At 55.0% G+C, this 17,674-nt stretch carries 13 protein-coding genes and 1 pseudogene; 4 read left to right on the top strand and 10 right to left on the bottom strand.

Annotated elements, in window-relative coordinates:
* Window positions 1–168: 168 nt before the first annotated feature.
* Complete coding sequence (gene djlA, locus ACE15A_RS04525; protein ID WP_023245682.1) at window positions 169–978, top strand: co-chaperone DjlA; 810 nt, start codon at window positions 169–171, stop codon at window positions 976–978.
* A gap of 58 nt (window positions 979–1,036) precedes the next feature.
* On the opposite strand, the gene rluA is transcribed toward djlA, so the two are convergent.
* The 3 genes from rluA to polB form a co-directional block, all read right to left on the bottom strand.
* Window positions 1,037–1,696, bottom strand: a complete 660-nt coding sequence (rluA, locus tag ACE15A_RS04530) for a bifunctional tRNA pseudouridine(32) synthase/23S rRNA pseudouridine(746) synthase RluA (RefSeq protein WP_053508846.1) — start codon at window positions 1,694–1,696, stop codon at window positions 1,037–1,039.
* A gap of 11 nt (window positions 1,697–1,707) precedes the next feature.
* Entirely contained in the window at window positions 1,708–4,614 is a 2,907-nt protein-coding gene (gene rapA, locus ACE15A_RS04535) for an RNA polymerase-associated protein RapA (protein ID WP_063390115.1), read from the bottom strand.
* Between the two features lie 174 nt (window positions 4,615–4,788).
* Window positions 4,789–7,140: a DNA polymerase II gene (polB, locus tag ACE15A_RS04540; RefSeq protein ID WP_053508842.1), complete on the bottom strand. Its 2,352-nt coding sequence runs from the start codon at window positions 7,138–7,140 to the stop codon at window positions 4,789–4,791.
* Between the two features lie 656 nt (window positions 7,141–7,796).
* On the opposite strand from polB, the gene ACE15A_RS04545 reads away from it, so the two are divergent.
* On the top strand, window positions 7,797–8,216 hold the full coding sequence (locus tag ACE15A_RS04545; RefSeq protein ID WP_053508840.1) for a DUF4751 family protein: 420 nt from the start codon (window positions 7,797–7,799) through the stop codon (window positions 8,214–8,216).
* Between the two features lie 5 nt (window positions 8,217–8,221).
* Here the strand turns inward: ACE15A_RS04545 and araD are convergent, their stop codons facing one another.
* The 4 genes and pseudogenes from araD to araB form a co-directional block, all read right to left on the bottom strand.
* The gene (gene araD, locus ACE15A_RS04550) at window positions 8,222–8,917 is read right to left on the bottom strand and encodes an L-ribulose-5-phosphate 4-epimerase (protein WP_053508838.1); all 696 of its coding nucleotides are present in this window, start codon (window positions 8,915–8,917) and stop codon (window positions 8,222–8,224) included.
* Between the two features lie 14 nt (window positions 8,918–8,931).
* A pseudogene (locus ACE15A_RS04555) lies at window positions 8,932–9,009 on the bottom strand (hypothetical protein); the annotation flags it as partial.
* A gap of 5 nt (window positions 9,010–9,014) precedes the next feature.
* Window positions 9,015–10,517 (bottom strand): L-arabinose isomerase, encoded by a 1,503-nt coding sequence (araA, locus tag ACE15A_RS04560; protein ID WP_023245688.1) that lies wholly within the window; start codon window positions 10,515–10,517, stop codon window positions 9,015–9,017.
* 10 nt (window positions 10,518–10,527) lie between these two features.
* A complete protein-coding gene (gene araB / locus ACE15A_RS04565; protein WP_053508836.1) occupies window positions 10,528–12,237 on the bottom strand; it encodes a ribulokinase in 1,710 nt (569 codons plus the stop codon).
* A 340-nt stretch (window positions 12,238–12,577) separates the two neighbouring features.
* On the opposite strand from araB, the gene araC reads away from it, so the two are divergent.
* Window positions 12,578–13,423 (top strand): arabinose operon transcriptional regulator AraC, encoded by an 846-nt coding sequence (gene araC / locus ACE15A_RS04570; RefSeq protein WP_023245690.1) that lies wholly within the window; start codon window positions 12,578–12,580, stop codon window positions 13,421–13,423.
* Between the two features lie 118 nt (window positions 13,424–13,541).
* Window positions 13,542–14,309: a DedA family protein gene (locus ACE15A_RS04575; RefSeq protein ID WP_023245691.1), complete on the top strand. Its 768-nt coding sequence runs from the start codon at window positions 13,542–13,544 to the stop codon at window positions 14,307–14,309.
* A gap of 103 nt (window positions 14,310–14,412) precedes the next feature.
* On the opposite strand, the gene thiQ is transcribed toward ACE15A_RS04575, so the two are convergent.
* The 3 genes from thiQ to thiB are packed head-to-tail and all read right to left on the bottom strand — an operon-like array spanning window position 14,413 to window position 17,664.
* Window positions 14,413–15,111, bottom strand: coding sequence for a thiamine ABC transporter ATP-binding protein ThiQ (thiQ, locus tag ACE15A_RS04580; protein WP_023245692.1), 699 nt, complete (start codon window positions 15,109–15,111; stop codon window positions 14,413–14,415).
* On the bottom strand, window positions 15,095–16,705 hold the full coding sequence (gene thiP, locus ACE15A_RS04585) for a thiamine/thiamine pyrophosphate ABC transporter permease ThiP (protein ID WP_053508834.1): 1,611 nt from the start codon (window positions 16,703–16,705) through the stop codon (window positions 15,095–15,097). Before thiP ends, thiQ begins: the two co-directional genes overlap by 17 nt.
* On the bottom strand, window positions 16,681–17,664 hold the full coding sequence (thiB, locus tag ACE15A_RS04590; RefSeq protein WP_023245694.1) for a thiamine ABC transporter substrate binding subunit: 984 nt from the start codon (window positions 17,662–17,664) through the stop codon (window positions 16,681–16,683). Before thiB ends, thiP begins: the two co-directional genes overlap by 25 nt.
* Between the last annotated feature and the right edge of the window lie 10 nt (window positions 17,665–17,674).

Here is a 17,674-nt window from a genome sequence, read left to right on the forward strand (position 1 = left end):
TTAATCCTGCCGTTTAGCGTCTGTGGTGTTAGGCACGGCATTGAATGACAGGTATGATAATGCAAATTATAGGCGATGTCCCACAATTGACCGTAGCCTTCATTCGCGGAAAAGCACCTTATTTTGTGGGAGATAGCCTCACCGATAGCGTAACGTTTTGGGGAGTCTATGCAGTACTGGGGAAAGATAATTGGCGTCGCCGTCGCCCTGATAATGGGCGGCGGCTTTTGGGGCGTGGTCCTGGGTCTGTTGGTGGGCCATATGTTCGACAAAGCCCGCAGCAGAAAAATGGCGTGGTTTGCCAACCAGCGGGAACGACAAGCGCTGTTTTTTGCCACCACCTTTGAGGTGATGGGCCACTTAACCAAATCAAAAGGACGGGTGACGGAAGCGGATATTCATATCGCCAGTCAGTTGATGGATCGCATGAATTTACACGGCGATTCACGTACTGCCGCGCAGAACGCCTTTCGGGTCGGAAAAGCGGATAATTACCCATTACGTGAAAAGATGCGACAGTTTCGCAGCGTTTGCTTCGGGCGTTTTGATCTGATTCGGATGTTTCTGGAAATTCAGATCCAGGCGGCGTTTGCCGATGGCTCGCTGCACCCTAATGAGCGGGAAGTGCTGTATGTGATTGCGGAGGAGTTAGGCATTTCCCGCGTGCAGTTCGATCAGTTTTTGCGCATGATGCAGGGCGGCGCGCAGTTTGGCGGCGGTTATCATCAACAGTCCGGCGGCTGGCAGCAGACGCAGCGCGGCCCGACTCTGGAAGATGCCTGTAATGTGCTGGGTGTTAAAACCACCGACGATGCGACCACCATTAAACGCGCTTATCGCAAGCTGATGAGCGAGCATCATCCCGATAAGCTGGTGGCGAAAGGATTGCCGCCGGAAATGATGGAGATGGCGAAGCAAAAAGCGCAGGAAATTCAGAAAGCATATGAATTAATTAAAGAACAGAAAGGATTTAAGTAACCGTTTTGCCGGATAGCGACGCGTGGCGTCTTATCCGGCCTACAATCGGGCGTTTTCGCTAAAAATCCGCTGGCGCTTTAAAGGTCATGCTGGTGCCGTAAGCGGGGTGGGTAATGGTCAGCATTTCGGCATGTAACTGCAAACGCGGCGCCAGAGCCAGTGCTTCCGGCGAGGCGTAAAATCGATCGCCTAAAATCGGGTGACCTAACGCCAGCATATGCACACGAAGCTGATGCGAACGTCCGGTGATCGGTTTGAGCACCACGCGGGCGGTATTATCCGCCGCAAAGTCCACCACGTTATATTCCGTTTGCGCCGGTTTGCCGGTTTCATAACACACTTTCTGCTTTGGCCGGTTCGGCCAGTCGCAGATGAGCGGTAAGTCAACCACCCCTTCCGCAGGGGAGGGATGCCCCCATACACGCGCCACATACTGCTTTTTCGGCTCACGTTCGCGGAACTGGCGTTTTAGCTCCCGCTCCGCGGCTTTGGTCAGCGCCACTACAATCACGCCGCTGGTGGCCATATCCAGACGATGCACCGACTCTGCCTGCGGGTAGTCGCGCTGGATACGCGTCATAATGCTGTCTTTGTGCGCTTCCAGACGTCCCGGCACGGACAACAGACCGCTGGGCTTGTTGACCACCATAATGTGCTCATCCTGATACAGGATAACCAGCCAGGGTTCCTGCGGCGGATTGTAGTTTTCCATCCCCATGTACGGCTCCGTTATTGGTGCGTGACGACGATAAGACGCAGCGCGTCCAGACGCCAACCTGCCTGATTCAGGCTTTCCAGCACCTGTTGACGGTTACTGTCGATAGCGGCAAGTTCGTCGTCGCGAATGTTCGGGTTGACGGCGCGCAACGCTTCCAGGCGCGACAGTTCCCCGGACAGTTTTTCATCCGCCTCGCGACGCGCGTTATCAATCAGCGCTCTGGCGGACTTTTCAATCTGAGTCTCGCCCAGTTGCAAAATGGCGTGGACGTCCTGTTGAACGGCGTTAACCAGTTTGCTGCCGGTGTGGCGATTAACGGCGCTTAGCTGACGGTTGAAGGTTTCAAACTCGACCTGGGCGGCCAGGTTGTTACCGTTTTTATCTAACAGCATACGTACCGGCGTCGGCGGCAGGAAGCGGTTCAGTTGTAGCTGTTTCGGCGCTTGCGCTTCCACGACGTAAATCAGTTCGACCAGCAGCGTGCCGACCGGCAGCGCTTTATTCTTCAACAGCGAAATGGTGCTACTGCCGGTGTCGCCGGAGAGGATCAGATCCAGCCCGTTACGGATGAGCGGATGTTCCCAGGTAATAAACTGCGCATCTTCGCGAGACAGGGCTACGTCACGTTCAAACGTGATAGTACAGCCGTCTTCCGGCAGACCGGGGAAATCCGGTACCAGCATGTGGTCGGACGGCGTTAGCACGATCAGGTTGTCGCCGCGATCGTCCTGGTTAATGCCGACGATATCGAACAGGTTCATGGCGAACGCGATCAGGCTGGTGTCGTCGTCCTGTTCTTCAATGCTTTGTGCAAGCTGTTGGGCTTTTTCTCCGCCGTTGGAGTGGATCTCCAGCAGGCGGTCGCGCCCCTGTTCTAACTGGGCTTTTAGCGCTTCATGTTGCTCGCGGCAGGACTTGATCAGATCGTCAAACCCGTCGGTTTCTTCAGGCGCCCCCAGATAGTTAATCAGACTGGCGTAGGCTGAATCATAAATAGCGCGACCGGTCGGGCAGGTGTGCTCAAAGGCGTCCAGCCCTTCGTGATACCAGCGAACCAGCACCGACTGGGCGGTTTTTTCCAGGTACGGGACGTGAATCTGGATATCATGCGCCTGGCCGATACGATCCAGACGACCAATACGCTGTTCCAGCAGATCCGGGTTAAACGGCAAGTCGAACATCACCAGATTGCTGGCAAACTGGAAGTTACGTCCTTCGGAGCCGATTTCGGAACATAACAGCACCTGCGCGCCGGTATCTTCTTCGGCGAACCAGGCGGCGGCACGGTCGCGTTCGATAATCGACATGCCCTCATGGAACACGGCGGCGCGGATGCCTTCGCGTTCGCGCAGCACCTGCTCCAGTTGTAACGCGGTGGTCGCCTTGGCGCAGATCACCAGCACTTTTTGCGAACGATGGCTGGTCAGATAGCCCATCAGCCACTCAACGCGCGGGTCGAAGTTCCACCAGGTGCCGGTATCGCCTTCGAACTCCTGATAAATTTGTTCCGGATAGAGCATATCGCGGGCGCGATCTTCCGCGCTTTTACGCGCGCCCATAATGCCGGAGACCTTAATGGCAGTCTGATACTGGGTCGGCAACGGCAGTTTTACCGTATGCAGTTCACGTTTCGGGAACCCCTTGACGCCGTTACGGGTGTTGCGGAACAGAACGCGGCTGGTGCCGTGGCGATCCATCAGCATCGACACCAGCTCCTGACGGGCGGCCTGCGCGTCGTCGCGATCGCTATTAGCCGCCTGCAACAGCGGTTCGATATCCTGTTCGCCGATCAGATCGCCCAGCCTGTTCAGTTCGTTGTTGCTGAGCTTATTGCCTGCCAGCAGCATGGCCACCGCATCGGCGACAGGGCGGTAGTTTTTCTGTTCTTCGACAAACTGTTCGAAATCGTGGAAACGGTTCGGATCGAGCAGGCGCAGACGGGCGAAATGGCTTTCCATCCCCAGTTGTTCCGGCGTGGCGGTCAGCAGCAGCACGCCCGGCACGCGTTCGGCTAACTGTTCGATGGCCATATATTCACGGCTCGGCGCATCGATGCTCCACACCAGATGGTGCGCTTCGTCGACCACCAGTAAATCCCACTCGGCGTCGCACAAATGTTCCAGACGCTGCTTATTACGGCGGGCGAAATCCAGCGAGCAGATCACCAGTTGTTCGGTTTCAAACGGGTTATACGCGTCGTGCTGCGCTTCGGTATAGCGTTCGTCATCAAACAGCGCGAAGCGCAGGTTGAAACGGCGCAGCATTTCTACCAGCCACTGGTGTTGCAGGGTTTCCGGAACGATGATCAATACGCGTTCCGCTGCGCCTGATAACAACTGTTGATGCAGAATCATCCCGGCTTCAATGGTTTTCCCTAAGCCCACTTCGTCCGCCAGCAGTACGCGCGGCGCGTGGCGACGACCAACATCATGAGCGATATTAAGCTGATGCGGGATCAGATTGGTCCGCTGGCCGCGCAGGCCACTGTACGGCATACGGTACTGCTCGCTCTGAAATTTACGGGCGCGATAGCGCAGCGCGAACCGATCCATTCGATCGATTTGACCGGCGAACAGACGATCCTGGGGCTTACTGAAAACCAACTTGCTGTCGAGCAGAACTTCGCGCAACGTCACATTGGTCTCTTCGGTATCCAGTCGGGTGCCGACATAGGCAAGCAGGCCATTTTCTTCTTTTACTTCATCAATATGTAGCTGCCAGCCTTCATGGCTTGTAATCGTATCGCCAGGGTTGAACATGACGCGGGTCACGGGAGAATCACTGCGCGCATACAGACGGTTTTCCCCTGTGGATGGGAAAAGTAAGGTGACGGTTCGCGCATCCATCGCAACAACGGTTCCAAGTCCCAGTTCGCTTTCTGTATCGCTGATCCAGCGTTGACCAAGTGTAAAAGGCATATTTTGTTAGGCTCTATATCTTTGATTGCAGGCATTACTCGTCATACCCAGGCGATAGCGCTGGATAATTGCAAGTATACGACCCCGCTACCAGGCTAATGTGGTAGTGGCGTTAATTAGGTCCAGGAATGGAAAGGGCGCTATGGTACTGGAAGGCGGCGCTTTCGTCACGCGTCAAAATAGCCCCAGTTGTCCGGTCAGTAGTGTAGCAAAATTATCCTCAATGAAGGGAAGAATTCCTTCCGCCACGGGTTGTAGCTGGCGGGTAAGATAGTGTTCGTAATCCAGCGGCGACTGCTGGTAATCCACAGGCTCGGGGCCATTAACGGTCCAGACATATTTTATGGCGCCGCGATTCTGATACTGCGCCGGACGCCCCCGCTTCAGGTTTTGTTCATCCGCCAGCCGGGCGGCGCGTACGTGCGGCGGGACGTTACGCTGGTACTCATGTAAAGGGCGGCGTAGACGCTTACGATAAACCAGTTGCGCGTCCAGTTCGCCCGCCATCAGTTTATCGATAGTCTCGCGCACATAGTCCTGATAAGGTTCATTGCGAAAAACGCGCAGATACAGCTCCTGCTGAAAGCGCTGCGCCAGCGGCGTCCAGTCGGTCCGCACCGTTTCCAGACCTTTAAATACCATGCGCTGGCTGTCGCCTTCCTGAATCAGGCCCGCGTAGCGTTTTTTACTGCCAGTATCCGCGCCGCGGATGGTCGGCATCAGAAAACGGCAAAAGTGGGTTTCAAACTCCAGTTCCAGCGCGCTGGTCAAATTTTGCTGTTGTAACGTTTGTGCCCACCATTCATTCACGTGACGCACCAGCATATGCCCGATTTTCGCTGCGTCTGCTTCTGAATGCGCGCGCCGAAGCCAGACGAAAGTCGAATCGGTATCGCCATAAATCACGTCATAACCCTGCGCCTCAATCAGCGCTTTGGTCTGGCGCATAATCGCATGGCCGCGCATGGTGATTGACGACGCCAGACGGGGATCGAAAAAGCGGCAGGCCGTGGTGCCGAGTACGCCATAAAAGGCATTCATAATGATTTTAAGCGCCTGCGAGAGCGGTTTATTGCCCTGACGTTTGGCTTCATCGCGCCCGTGCCAGATTTGGCTAACAATTTCCGGCAGGCAGTGTTTTTCTCGTGAAAACCAGGCGTCAAGGAAACCTTCGGTACTGTGTTCCGGATTCGGCTGCGCCATGCCTTCGACCAGCCCGACCGGATCAATCAAAAACGTGCGGATAATTGACGGGTACAGGCTTTTATAATCCAGCACCAGTACCGAATCGTATAATCCGGGTTGTGAATCCATCACGTAACCGCCGGGGCTTGCCAGCGGCGGCACTTCGCCGAGATTGGGCGCGACATAGCCGGCGCGGTGCATTCGCGGAAAATAAAGATGCCCGAATGCGGCGACCGAACCGCCGTGGCGATCGACCGGCAGGCCGTTGATCGTCGCGCGCTCCAGCAAAAACGGCATGATTTCGGTTTTATGGAAAATTCGCGTGACCAGCTCGCAGTCTTTCAGGTTGTAGGTGGCGAGGGCGGGTTTATCCTGGGCAAAGCGACGATCGATCTCATCCATACGATCCCAGGGATGATCAATGGATTTACCTTCTCCGAGCAGTTCCTGCGAGACGGCTTCCAGCGAAAAAGACGAAAAATTCCAGAACGCGGATTTAAGCGCGTCAATACCATCGATAATGACTCGCCCTCTGGCCTGGGCGAAAAAAACGCCGTTTTTAAAGCCATGTTCGCGCCACTCCAGTTCGCTATTGTCTCGTCCCAGCCGTAAAGGGGTGCGGTAGCGTTCGGCATGTTTTTGCAGCATACGCAGGTCGAACTGCACAACGTTCCAGCCGATGATGACGTCAGGATCATGTTCGGCAAACCAGGCGTTGAGTTTTTCCAGCAACTGCGGGCGGCTGGCGACATACACAAGCTCGAAGTCCAGTTGGCGGTCATCGCCATTCGCCGGACCAAGCATATAAACAATACGCTGACCGCAGCCTTCCAGACCAATGCAATACAGTTCGCCGTGTCGCGTGGTTTCGATATCCAGCGAGACCCATTTTAGCGGCGGTCGATAGTCGGGATGGGGTTTAAGACGCGCATTGCGGACAACGCCGTTGCGCATCTCGCCGTCCACCCAAACGGGCGAAGTAATAAAGCGTTCCATCAGGTAACGTTCCGGCGGCCGTACATCCGCTTCATAAACGGTGACGCCGTTTTCGCGCAGCAGTTTCTCCATCCGCATAAGCTGGCGATGAGTGCGGCAATACAGGCCGGATACCGGCTGGCGATGAAAGTCTCGCAACTGGAGCGGCGTCAGGCGATAGTCTTTTTCCGCCTGTAGCAGCGAGGCGGCGCGAGAGGTCTGGCTGGTCGGAATAAACGCCACGGACTCCTGCGGCGCCAGAGTCGCCTGCAAAGGGCCGTTGTCTGTCGCCAGCCAGAAAGAGACTTCAGTCCCTTGCGGCGTATCCCGCCAGTGCCGGGTTAAAATGAAACCTGCCTGCGCCACGCTGATTACCTGTCTAAAAAATTCACGCTCATTATAACCTGGTTTAGGGTGAAACACTGTTATTTTGTACAGGCATATAACGTAAAAGTCGGTATTCGTGGAAGAACGATCGCTGCGTTGATGATGTCCTGGTATTTCATGAATGAATTCGTTCCCCGTGATGGGTGTAATGAATATTTTAACGGTAAAAGGACTACTGGCGTCAGATATTTTTGCTGGCGTATGTTTATCAATACGATGATGCTGGTGTATACAGTAGATGTCATTATTCTATAACTGCTAATTTTGAATCATGCTTATTTACAGTTTTTATCTATAGGTTGACTGTTTTGTGTCAAGTCTGTTTTCAGATATTTAGTGTTTTTCAGAATAGTGCTTGTTCGAATATGTTACTTATTTCTCGGATTAACAAAAAAGCGATGTTTTTGTTTGTGTTAATTAATGAAAAATGTAAGAGTTTTATTTGAAGTATCCTCGCTGCCAGGTTGAAATATAATATTTCAATTGACCGCTATGGTTAAATAAAAATGGATTAAAGTGCGAATTTGTCGGGAACTCTCTGCATAATTTACTTTTTATTTTAGAATATGACTTTATTTTCACTTCCAGGTGCGGATGTTTTCATCAAAATTTGTGGTACTCGGGAATTATCTTTTATGAATGTGAATATGCAGGCATGTCTGGTGGGGAACGACCACTATCTTTTCGTCAATACTCAACGCGCCAACCCTTCCATAAAAACCGTGAGTCGATTTTTTGAGTATAAAACATGGACAGATCAGATTTGGCGTACCGAAATTATTGAAAACGGCAATGCTTTTTTTCACTGGCAAGGACACGACAGAAAAAACGGACATCGGGATACCATTATTAACTATCTGCTAAATGGGCAACGCTGGCGGTCAACAATCGAGGATTATATTTTCTTCCATGCGCTGGAAGGAAAAGTGTTGCAGGGACATTATGATAATATTATTGAATATGTGAGCTCTGATAATTACGTCTATCAAAGCGCATTTGCTGAATATATCACCGACCAGATTCATCAACGCGCCCCAAATGGAACGCGTCTTTAGGGACATTACTGCCCGTAATAGGCTTTTGCGCCGTGTTTGCGTAAATAATGTTTATCCAGAAGGGATTGCTGCATGTCGGGTAACTGCGGTGCAAGCTGGCGGCAGAAGATCCCCATATAGGCCACTTCTTCCAGCACGATGGCGTTATGCACTGCATCCTCGGCATTTTTACCCCAGGCAAACGGGCCGTGTGAATGGACAAGCACGCCGGGCATTTGAGCGGCGTCAATGCCGTGTTTTTCAAAGGCTTCGACAATGATATTGCCCGTTTCCCACTCATACTCGCCATTAATTTCCGCGTCAGTCATTTTGCGGGTGCAGGGAATCGTACCGTAGAAATAGTCGGCGTGGGTGGTGCCCGTCGCCGGAATCGACTGACCCGCCTGCGCCCAGATAGTCGCGTGGCGCGAATGGGTGTGCACAATGCCGCCGATAGTCGGAAATGACTGGTACAACAGACGGTGGGTTGGCGTATCGGACGAAGGTTTCTTATTACCCTCAACGACTTCACCGGTCTCCAGGCTGACCACTACCATATCGTCAGCGGTCATGACGCTATAATCGACGCCGGACGGCTTAATCACCAATACGCCGCGTTCGCGATCGACGGCGCTGACGTTACCCCAGGTGAGGGTGACCAGGTTGTGTTTTGGCAGTGCCAGGTTGGCTTCCAGTACCTGGCGTTTGAGATCTTCTGGCATGTTGACTCCTGTGTGCCGGATGGCGGCATAAACGCCTTATCCGGTCTACGAATTTCTGTGTGCCGGATAAGCGCAGCGCCATCCGGCAACAACGTCACTAACGTTTTAAGCCGTAATACACTTCGTTCCAGCGCAGCGCGTCTTTAAAGCCAGGCAGGCGAGTATCGTTATCAATCACCGCGATTTCGATATCGTGTATTTCTGCGAACTGGCGCATATCGTTCAGATCCAGCGCGTGGCTGAAGACGGTATGGTGCGCGCCGCCAGCCAGAATCCACGCTTCGGAGGCGGTCGGCAGATCCGGCTGCGCCTTCCACAGCGCGTTAGCCACCGGCAGTTTCGGCAGATCGTGCGGCGTTTTCACGGTATCGATGCAGTTGACCAGCAGGCGATAACGATCGCCGAGGTCGATCAGGCTGGCGACGATCGCCGGGCCGGTTTGGGTATTGAAAATCAGACGTGCCGGATCTTCCTTGCCGCCAATGCCGAGGTGCTGGACGTCGAGGATCGGTTTCTCTACTACCGCGATGGACGGACACACCTCCAGCATGTGCGCGCCGAGCACCAGATCGTTGCCTTTCTCGAAGTGGTAGGTGTAATCCTCCATAAATGAGGTGCCGCCCTGCAGACCAGTTGACATCACTTTCATAATGCGAAGCAGAGCGGCGGTTTTCCAGTCGCCTTCGCCCGCAAAGCCGTAGCCCTGCTGCATCAGACGCTGTACGGCCAGACCCGGAAGCTGTTTCAGACCGTGTAAATCTTCAAAGGTAGTGGTGAATGCGTGGAAGCCGCCCTGTTCCAGGAAACGCTTCATACCGAGTTCAATACGCGCCGCTTCCCGCACGTTCTGGCGTTTATCGCCGTGGAGCTGGGTGGCGGGCGTCAGGGTATAGCTGCTTTCGTACTCGTCAATCAGAGCGTTGATATCGCCGTCGCTGATGGAATTCACCACCTGTACCAGATCGCCGACCGCCCAGGTATTGACCGAAAAGCCAAATTTGATTTGCGCGGCTACTTTATCACCGTCAGTCACCGCGACTTCACGCATATTGTCGCCGAAACGGCAGACTTTTAGCTGACGGGTATCCTGTTTAGAGACCGCCTGGCGCATCCAGGCGCCGATACGCGTATGGGCCTCTTTGTCCTGCCAGTGACCGGTGACGACCGCGTGCTGCTGGCGCATCCGCGCGCCGATAAAACCGAACTCGCGGCCGCCGTGCGCGGTCTGGTTCAGGTTCATAAAGTCCATATCGATGCTGTCCCACGGCAGGGCGGCGTTAAATTGGGTATGGAATTGCAGCAGCGGTTTGTTAAGGATACTCAGCCCGTTGATCCACATTTTGGCCGGGGAGAAGGTGTGCAGCCAGACCACCAGCCCCGCGCAGCGATCGTCATAATTGGCGTCACGACAAATGGCGGTAATCTCATCCGGCGAGGTGCCCAGCGGTTTTAATACCAGTTTACATGGCAGTTTGGCTTCGGTATTCAGCGCGTTTACCACATGCCCGGCATGTTGAGTGACCTGACGCAAGGTCTCTGCTCCATACAAATGCTGGCTGCCAATCACAAACCATACTTCATAATTATCAAAAATCGTCATTGTTGTGTCCTTAATGAGTCAGGATTGCCTGATTCGCCGGGGTGGTTGGCGCCGGCGCGGCAGTCGGAAGATAATGTTGTTCTGCGCTTAGCGCCCACTGTTGGTAACGGCGGTAAAGCTGCTCGAAGCGTTGCGCCTGTTCAGGGCGGGGGTGCAGAGTGCGTTCTACCGCGCTCGCCATGCTTTGCTGGGCGGTGGGAATATCGGCATGTACTTTCGCGGCGACGGCGGCAAAGATAGCGGCGCCTAATGCGCAGCACTGGTCGGAAGCGACGATCTGCAACGGACGATTCAGTACGTCGCAGCAGACCTGCATAATGACCTGATTTTTACGGGCGATGCCGCCAAGCGCCATCACGTTATTGACCGCGATACCCTGATCGGTAAAACACTCCTGAATGGCGCGCGCGCCGAAGGCGGTCGCGGCGATCAGACCACCAAACAGCGCTGGAGCGTCGGTGGCGAGATTGAGATCGGTAATCACGCCTTTCAGACGCTGATTAGCGTTTGGCGTGCGGCGACCGTTAAACCAGTCCAGTACAACCGGCAGGTGGTCCAGCGACGGATTTTTCGCCCACGCGTCGGTCAGGGCAGGCAGTAGTTGCTTTTGGCTGGCGTTAATCTGATCTTTTAGTTCCGGATGCTGCGCGGCAAGCTGTGCCAGCGGCCAACTGAGTACGCGACCAAACCAGGCGTAGATATCGCCGAAAGCGGACTGGCCCGCTTCCAGACCGATAAAGTTTGGCACCACGCTGCCGTCAACCTGACCGCAAATCCCTTTCACGGCGCGATCCCCGACGCTCTGTTTATCCGCAATCAGAATGTCGCAGGTTGAGGTGCCTATCACTTTCACCAGCGCATTGGGTTGCGCGCCTGCGCCGACCGCGCCCATATGACAGTCGAACGCGCCGCCGGAAATCACCACGCTTTCCGGCAGGCTGAGGCGCTGTGCCCATTCAGCGCACAGATTGCCCACAGGCAGATCGGCGGTGAAGGTTTCGCTAAATAACGGGTAGTGCAGATGACGGTTAATACATGGATCGAGCTCATCAAAGAAGCTCACGGGCGGCAGACCGCCCCAGCTTCCATGCCACAGTGATTTGTGCCCGGCGCTACAGCGACCACGGCGGATATCCTGCGGACGAGTGGTGCCGGAAAGTAACGCTGGCACCCAGTCACACAGTTCAACCCACGACACGGCGGCCTGCGCGACGGCGCTATCCTGACGGGTGACGTGCAGAATCTTCGCCCAGAACCATTCGCTGGAGTAAATACCGCCAATATAGCGGGAGTAGTTGACCTTACCTGGCCTATGGCACAGACGGGTGATTTCGTCGGCCTCTTCCACCGCGGTGTGATCTTTCCACAGCACAAACATCGCATTTGGGTTCTCGGCGAACTCCGGACGCAGCGCCAGGACGTTACCGTCGGCGTCAATTGGCGCTGGCGTAGAGCCGGTACTGTCAACGCCAATGCCAACGACATTGGCGCGTTGCGCGGCGCTTAATTGTGCCACAACGGCTTTCAGCGCGGCCTCCATTGATTCTATGTAGTCGCGCGGATGATGACGGAACTGGTTGTTCGGGCCGTCGCAATAACGGCCTTCTTGCCAGCGCGGATACCACTCTACGCTGGTGGCGATCTCGTCGCCGGTGGCGCAGTCCACTGCCAGAGCGCGCGCTGAATCACTGCCAAAATCGAGGCCAATTGCAATTGCCATCGTCTTACTCCATCCAGAAAAACAGGTATGGAGAAACAGTAGAGAGTCGCGGCAAAAACCGTCAGGCAGGAACCGCTAATCTTATGGACAAAAATGCTAATGCTTTGCAAAGTGTGACGCTGTGCAAATATTCAATGTGGACATTCCAGCCATAGTTATAGACACTTCTGTTACTTAATTTTATCGCCTGCACTGTACGCTTTTGTTACAAAGCGCTCTTCACAAGCGGGGTTGATGCGTGCTTTCATCAAGCACAAGGTCTTGCGGAGACGTAAGCTCTGTCGTCCTGGTCAATATGGACAATTTGTTTCTTCTTTGAACATCGGGGGGTAGAGAAATAATGGCTGAAACGCAAAATGATCCGCTATTGCCGGGATATTCATTTAATGCCCATCTGGTCGCCGGGCTGACGCCGATTGAAGCGAATGGATATCTGGATTTTTTTATCGATCGTCCGCTGGGCATGAAGGGATATATTCTTAACCTGACCATCCGCGGAGAGGGCGTCATTAATAATAATGGCGAGAAGTTTGTCTGTCGGCCTGGCGATATACTATTGTTTCCGCCAGGCGAGATTCATCACTATGGACGTCATCCGGACGCCAGCGAGTGGTATCACCAGTGGGTTTACTTCCGGCCTCGCGCCTACTGGCAGGAGTGGCTTGCCTGGCCGACAATCTTTGCCCAGACAGGGTTTTTCCGCCCGGACGAGGCGCGCCAGCCGCATTTCAGCGAACTGTTCGGGCAGATCATCAGCGCCGGGCAAGAGGAAGGTCGCTATTCTGAGCTACTGGCGATCAATTTGCTGGAACAGTTGCTGCTCAGACGTATGGCGGTAATTAATGAGTCGTTGCATCCGCCGATGGATAGCCGTGTGCGCGATGCCTGCCAGTATATCAGCGACCATCTGGCGGACAGCCATTTCGATATCGCCAGCGTCGCCCAACATGTCTGCCTGTCGCCCTCCCGGTTGTCGCATCTGTTCCGTCAGCAGTTAGGCATTAGCGTATTGAGCTGGCGCGAAGATCAGCGTATCAGTCAGGCAAAACTCCTGCTTAGTACCACGCGAATGCCGATAGCGACCGTCGGGCGCAATGTTGGATTTGACGACCAGCTCTATTTTTCGCGGGTATTTAAAAAATGCACCGGGGCAAGTCCTAGCGAGTTCAGGGCCGGATGTGAATAAAAAGTGAATGATGTGTCCACAAAGGTGTCATAAGTCGTAACTATTCAGATAATTGACGGCTTGACGAAGAGGGGCGGGGTAAGCAGAATCCCTGCTTCATCACGCTGACGGACACACTATGCAAGCACTGCTGGAACACTTTATCACCCAATCCACTCTGTATTCGCTTATCGCCGTGTTGCTGGTTGCCTTCCTGGAATCGCTGGCGCTGGTGGGGTTGATTTTACCCGGCACGGTGCTGATGGCGGGGCTGGGGGCGCTTATCGGCAGCGGCGAGCTCAATTTTTGGCATGCCTGGCTGGTGGGCATTATCGGCTGTCTGATGGGCGACTGGATTTCGTTCTGGCTGGGGTGGCGCTTTAAAAAGCCGCTACACCGCTGGTCTTTTATGAAAAAGAACAAGTCGCTGCTGGATAAAACCGAACACGCGCTGCATCAGCACAGTATGTTCACGATCCTGGTCGGACGTTTTGTCGGGCCAACGCGGCCGCTGGTACCGATGGTGGCAGGGATGCTGGATCTTCCCGTGGCGAAATTTATTGTGCCGAACTTGATTGGCTGTTTGCTGTGGCCGCCGTTTTATTTCCTGCCGGGCATTCTGGCTGGCGCCGCCATTGATATCCCCGCCGATCAACAAAGCGGCAGCTTCAAATGGCTATTGCTGGCGACCGCATTGTTATTATGGATTGGCGGTTGGCTGTGCTGGCGATGGTGGCGCAGCGGCAAAGCGGCGACCGATCGACTCGCGGCGTTTTTACCGCGCACCCGTCTGTTATGGCTGGCGCCGATGGCATCTGGCGTGGGGGTTATTGCGCTGGTGGTGCTGGTTCGCCATCCGCTGATGCCGGTGTATATTGATATTCTTCACAAGGTCGTCGGCTTCTGATAACGCTGTTCCACTCGCCGGGAGCTTGTAGGCCGGATAAGGTGTTAATGCCGCCATCCGGCATTGTGGGGCCTGATGGCGCTGCGCTTAGCGAGTCGCACGATCAGCCGTTAATCCCCAGCAACGCTGAGGCGCTGGCTCGTCCGCTGAGTAATTCTGTCGTCTTTCCCTGCCACGCGATACGCCCGTCGGCCACGACAATGGCGCGTGACGCGATCCGCGCCGCATCTTCCACGCTGTGCGAGACCATCAACAGCGTGAGCTGTCGCTCGCGGCAGATATCGCTGACCAACGTCAGCATCTCCTGGCGCAGCGCGGGATCGAGCGCCGAGAACGGTTCATCCAGCAGTAGCATCGGCTGTTCACGTACCAGGCAGCGCGCCAGCGCTACCCGCTGACGCTGGCCGCCGGACAGTTCGCCCGGCAAACGCGTCATCAGACTCTCAATGCCCATCTGACGTGCGATAGCGTCCCGTTTTTCCCGCTGGCTGGCGTTGAGCGTTAACCCGGGATTTAGCCCCAGACCGATATTTTGCTGCACATTCAGATGGCTGAATAAATTATTCTCCTGAAACAGCATTGAGACCGGACGGCGTGAGGGCGGCGTAAGCGTATGATCCTCGCCTGCAATCAGTAGCGTACCGCGGGCAGGGGTGAGAAAACCGGCAATTAAATTCAGCAGAGTGCTTTTCCCCGCGCCGCTGGGGCCAAGAATCGCCACCTGCTCGCCGCGTTCTACCGCCAGCGTAAAACGCATCGGCAAATGATGGTAAAGCCAGGTGATATCAATCAGTTTTAGCATGTCGGCCCGGTAGTTTCTCTATGAGGGTAAATAGCGTAAAGCAGAGCAGCAACAGTATCAGCGCGGTCACCGCGCCGTCCTGGCCACGGTAGGAGCCGATCTGTTGATACAGATAAAACGGCAGCGTGCGGAAATTGTCGTTGCCGAAAAGCGCGACGACGCCAAAATCACCGATAGAAAGTACGCAGGCAAACGCCAGCGCTTGCGCCAGTGGACGTTTCAGTGCTCGCAGCTCCACGATCTTTAACCGCGACCAGCCTTCAATTCCTAATGACTGGCACAGCATTCCGTAACGGGCGGTAACATCGCGCATTGGGTTTTCCAGGACTTTTAGCGCGTAGGGGATCGCCATGAGCGCATTGGTGAAAATCACGATGCCGTCGGCGGATTCCGGTAAGCCGAGGCTATTATTGAGCAATAAAAAGAAGCCCGTCGCCAGCACGATCCCCGGCATCGCGAGGATCAACATCCCGCTGAGTTCCAGCGTTTGTCCGGCGAATACCTGCTGGCGTTGGCGTAATTCGCGGCTACTCCACAGCAGCATCATGGTCAGTACCACACACAGAATGCCCGCCGCCAGCGCAATGCGTAGTGATGTCCAGACAGCCTGCCACAGAATAGGTTGCGCCAGCACCTCCGGCAGGCTGCGGTTGACGCCATCGACCACCACGGCGACCAGCGGCGGAAGCAGCAGCAGCAGCGCCAACACGATTAATAAGGCGTCCGTCAGACGGCTGTGGAGACGATCGTCAGGATCGCGCCAGCCCTGCGTCAGCGTCATCCCCGGCGCAATCGCTTTGCTCAACCGCTGGCTTAGCAGCACCAGCGCCAGGCAGCAGACCATCTGGATTAATGCCAGCATCGCCGCGCGGGCGGGATCGTAGTCATAACTGAGTGCCTGATAGATAGCCAGTTCGATAGTGGTGGCCTGCGGGCCGCCGCCGAGTGACAGGACCGTCGCAAAACTGGCGAAGCAGAGCATAAAAATCAGCGCCGCGACGGGCGGAATTTGGCGGCGCAGCCACGGCCATTCGACAAAACGGAAAAAATGCCAGCCGCGCATACCGAGCTGGGCGGCGAGCTGGCGCTGCTCGCCGGGAATGCTTTCCAAAGATTGCAGCAACAAGCGGCTCGCCATTGGCAGATTAAAAAAGACGTGCGCCAGTAAAATGCCCTGCAAGCCGTAGGGGGAGAATGTCCACTGAAGCCCCAGCATCTGCCACAGCGAGGCCAGCCAGCCCTGGCGGCCATACACGCTAAGAATGCCGAACACGGCAACCAGTACCGGCAGAATCAGCGTCATGGCGCACAGACGCAGCAGTGCCAGACGTCCAGGAAAACGGCGTCGATAAAGCGCGCGGGCGAGAAAAACCGCCGGGACCACAGACAGCACCGCGGACAGAAACGCCTGCCAGAATGAGAAGCTCACCACATGCCACAGGTAGCTATCCCGCCAGATTGTCGACCATGCGCCCGACGGCGTGCTCAGCCAAAGCGCCAGAAAGGCCGCCAGAGCGACGGTTATCATCAGCGCGGCGGCGCACAGCCCCGGAATTAGCCAGCCGGGAATTAACGGCTGACGGCGCGTTGCCATTCGCTAATCCATGCCTGGCGTTGTGCTGCAACCTGCTGCGGCGTGAATTCCAGCGTTGTGGCGGGTTTTACCAATGATTCAAACCCTGCCGGTAAGGCGACGTCCGCTACCGGGTACATCCAGTTGCCGGTTGGTATGGCGTTCTGAAACGCTGGAGAAACCATAAATTTGAGGAATTTCTCCGCCAGTTCCGGCTGCTTACTGGCGACGGTACGCGCCGCTACTTCTACCTGTAAGTAATGACCTTCGCTGAAGTTCGCGGCGGCGTAATTGTCCTTCTTCTCTTCAATAATGTGATATGCCGGCGAGGTGGTGTAACTGAGCACCAAATCGCTTTCACCTTTCAGAAATAAACCGTAGGCTTCGCTCCAGCCTTTCGTCACCGTGACCGTTTTGGCCGCCAGTTTTTGCCAGGCCTGCGGCGCGTTATCGCCATAGACTTTGTGCATCCACAGTAATAGCCCCAGCCCTGGCGTACTGGTACGCGGGTCCTGATAAATCACCCGCCATTTTTGATCGCTCTCGACCAGTTCTTTCAGGCTTTTCGGCGGATTTTTCAGCTTGCTTTTATCGTAGACAAAGGCGAAATAGCCGTAATCGAACGGAACAAATGTGTCGTTTTTCCAGCCGCCGGGCACCTTGACCGCCTCATTCGCCACGCCGCTTTTAGCAAAGAGTTTAGTTTGCGTAGCCGCTTCCAGCAGATTGTTGTCCAGCCCCAACACCACATCGGCTTTGCTGTTCTTCCCCTCCATCCGCAGGCGGTTGAGCAGCGAAACGCCATCCTCCAGCGCCACCAGTTTTAGCTCGCAGTTACAGTCGGCTTCAAACGCTTTTTTCACCGCCGGGCCTGGCCCCCAGTCGGCGGCGAACGAGTCGTAGGTATAGACGGTGAGAATGGGTTTGGCGAAGGCAGGCGCCGCGCACAGGAGTAAAAGCGGAAGATATTTTTTTAACACTTTGCACCTC

The sequence above is a fragment of the Salmonella sp. HY31 genome, from assembly GCF_042604575.1.
GTDB lineage: Bacteria > Pseudomonadota > Gammaproteobacteria > Enterobacterales > Enterobacteriaceae > Salmonella > Salmonella diarizonae.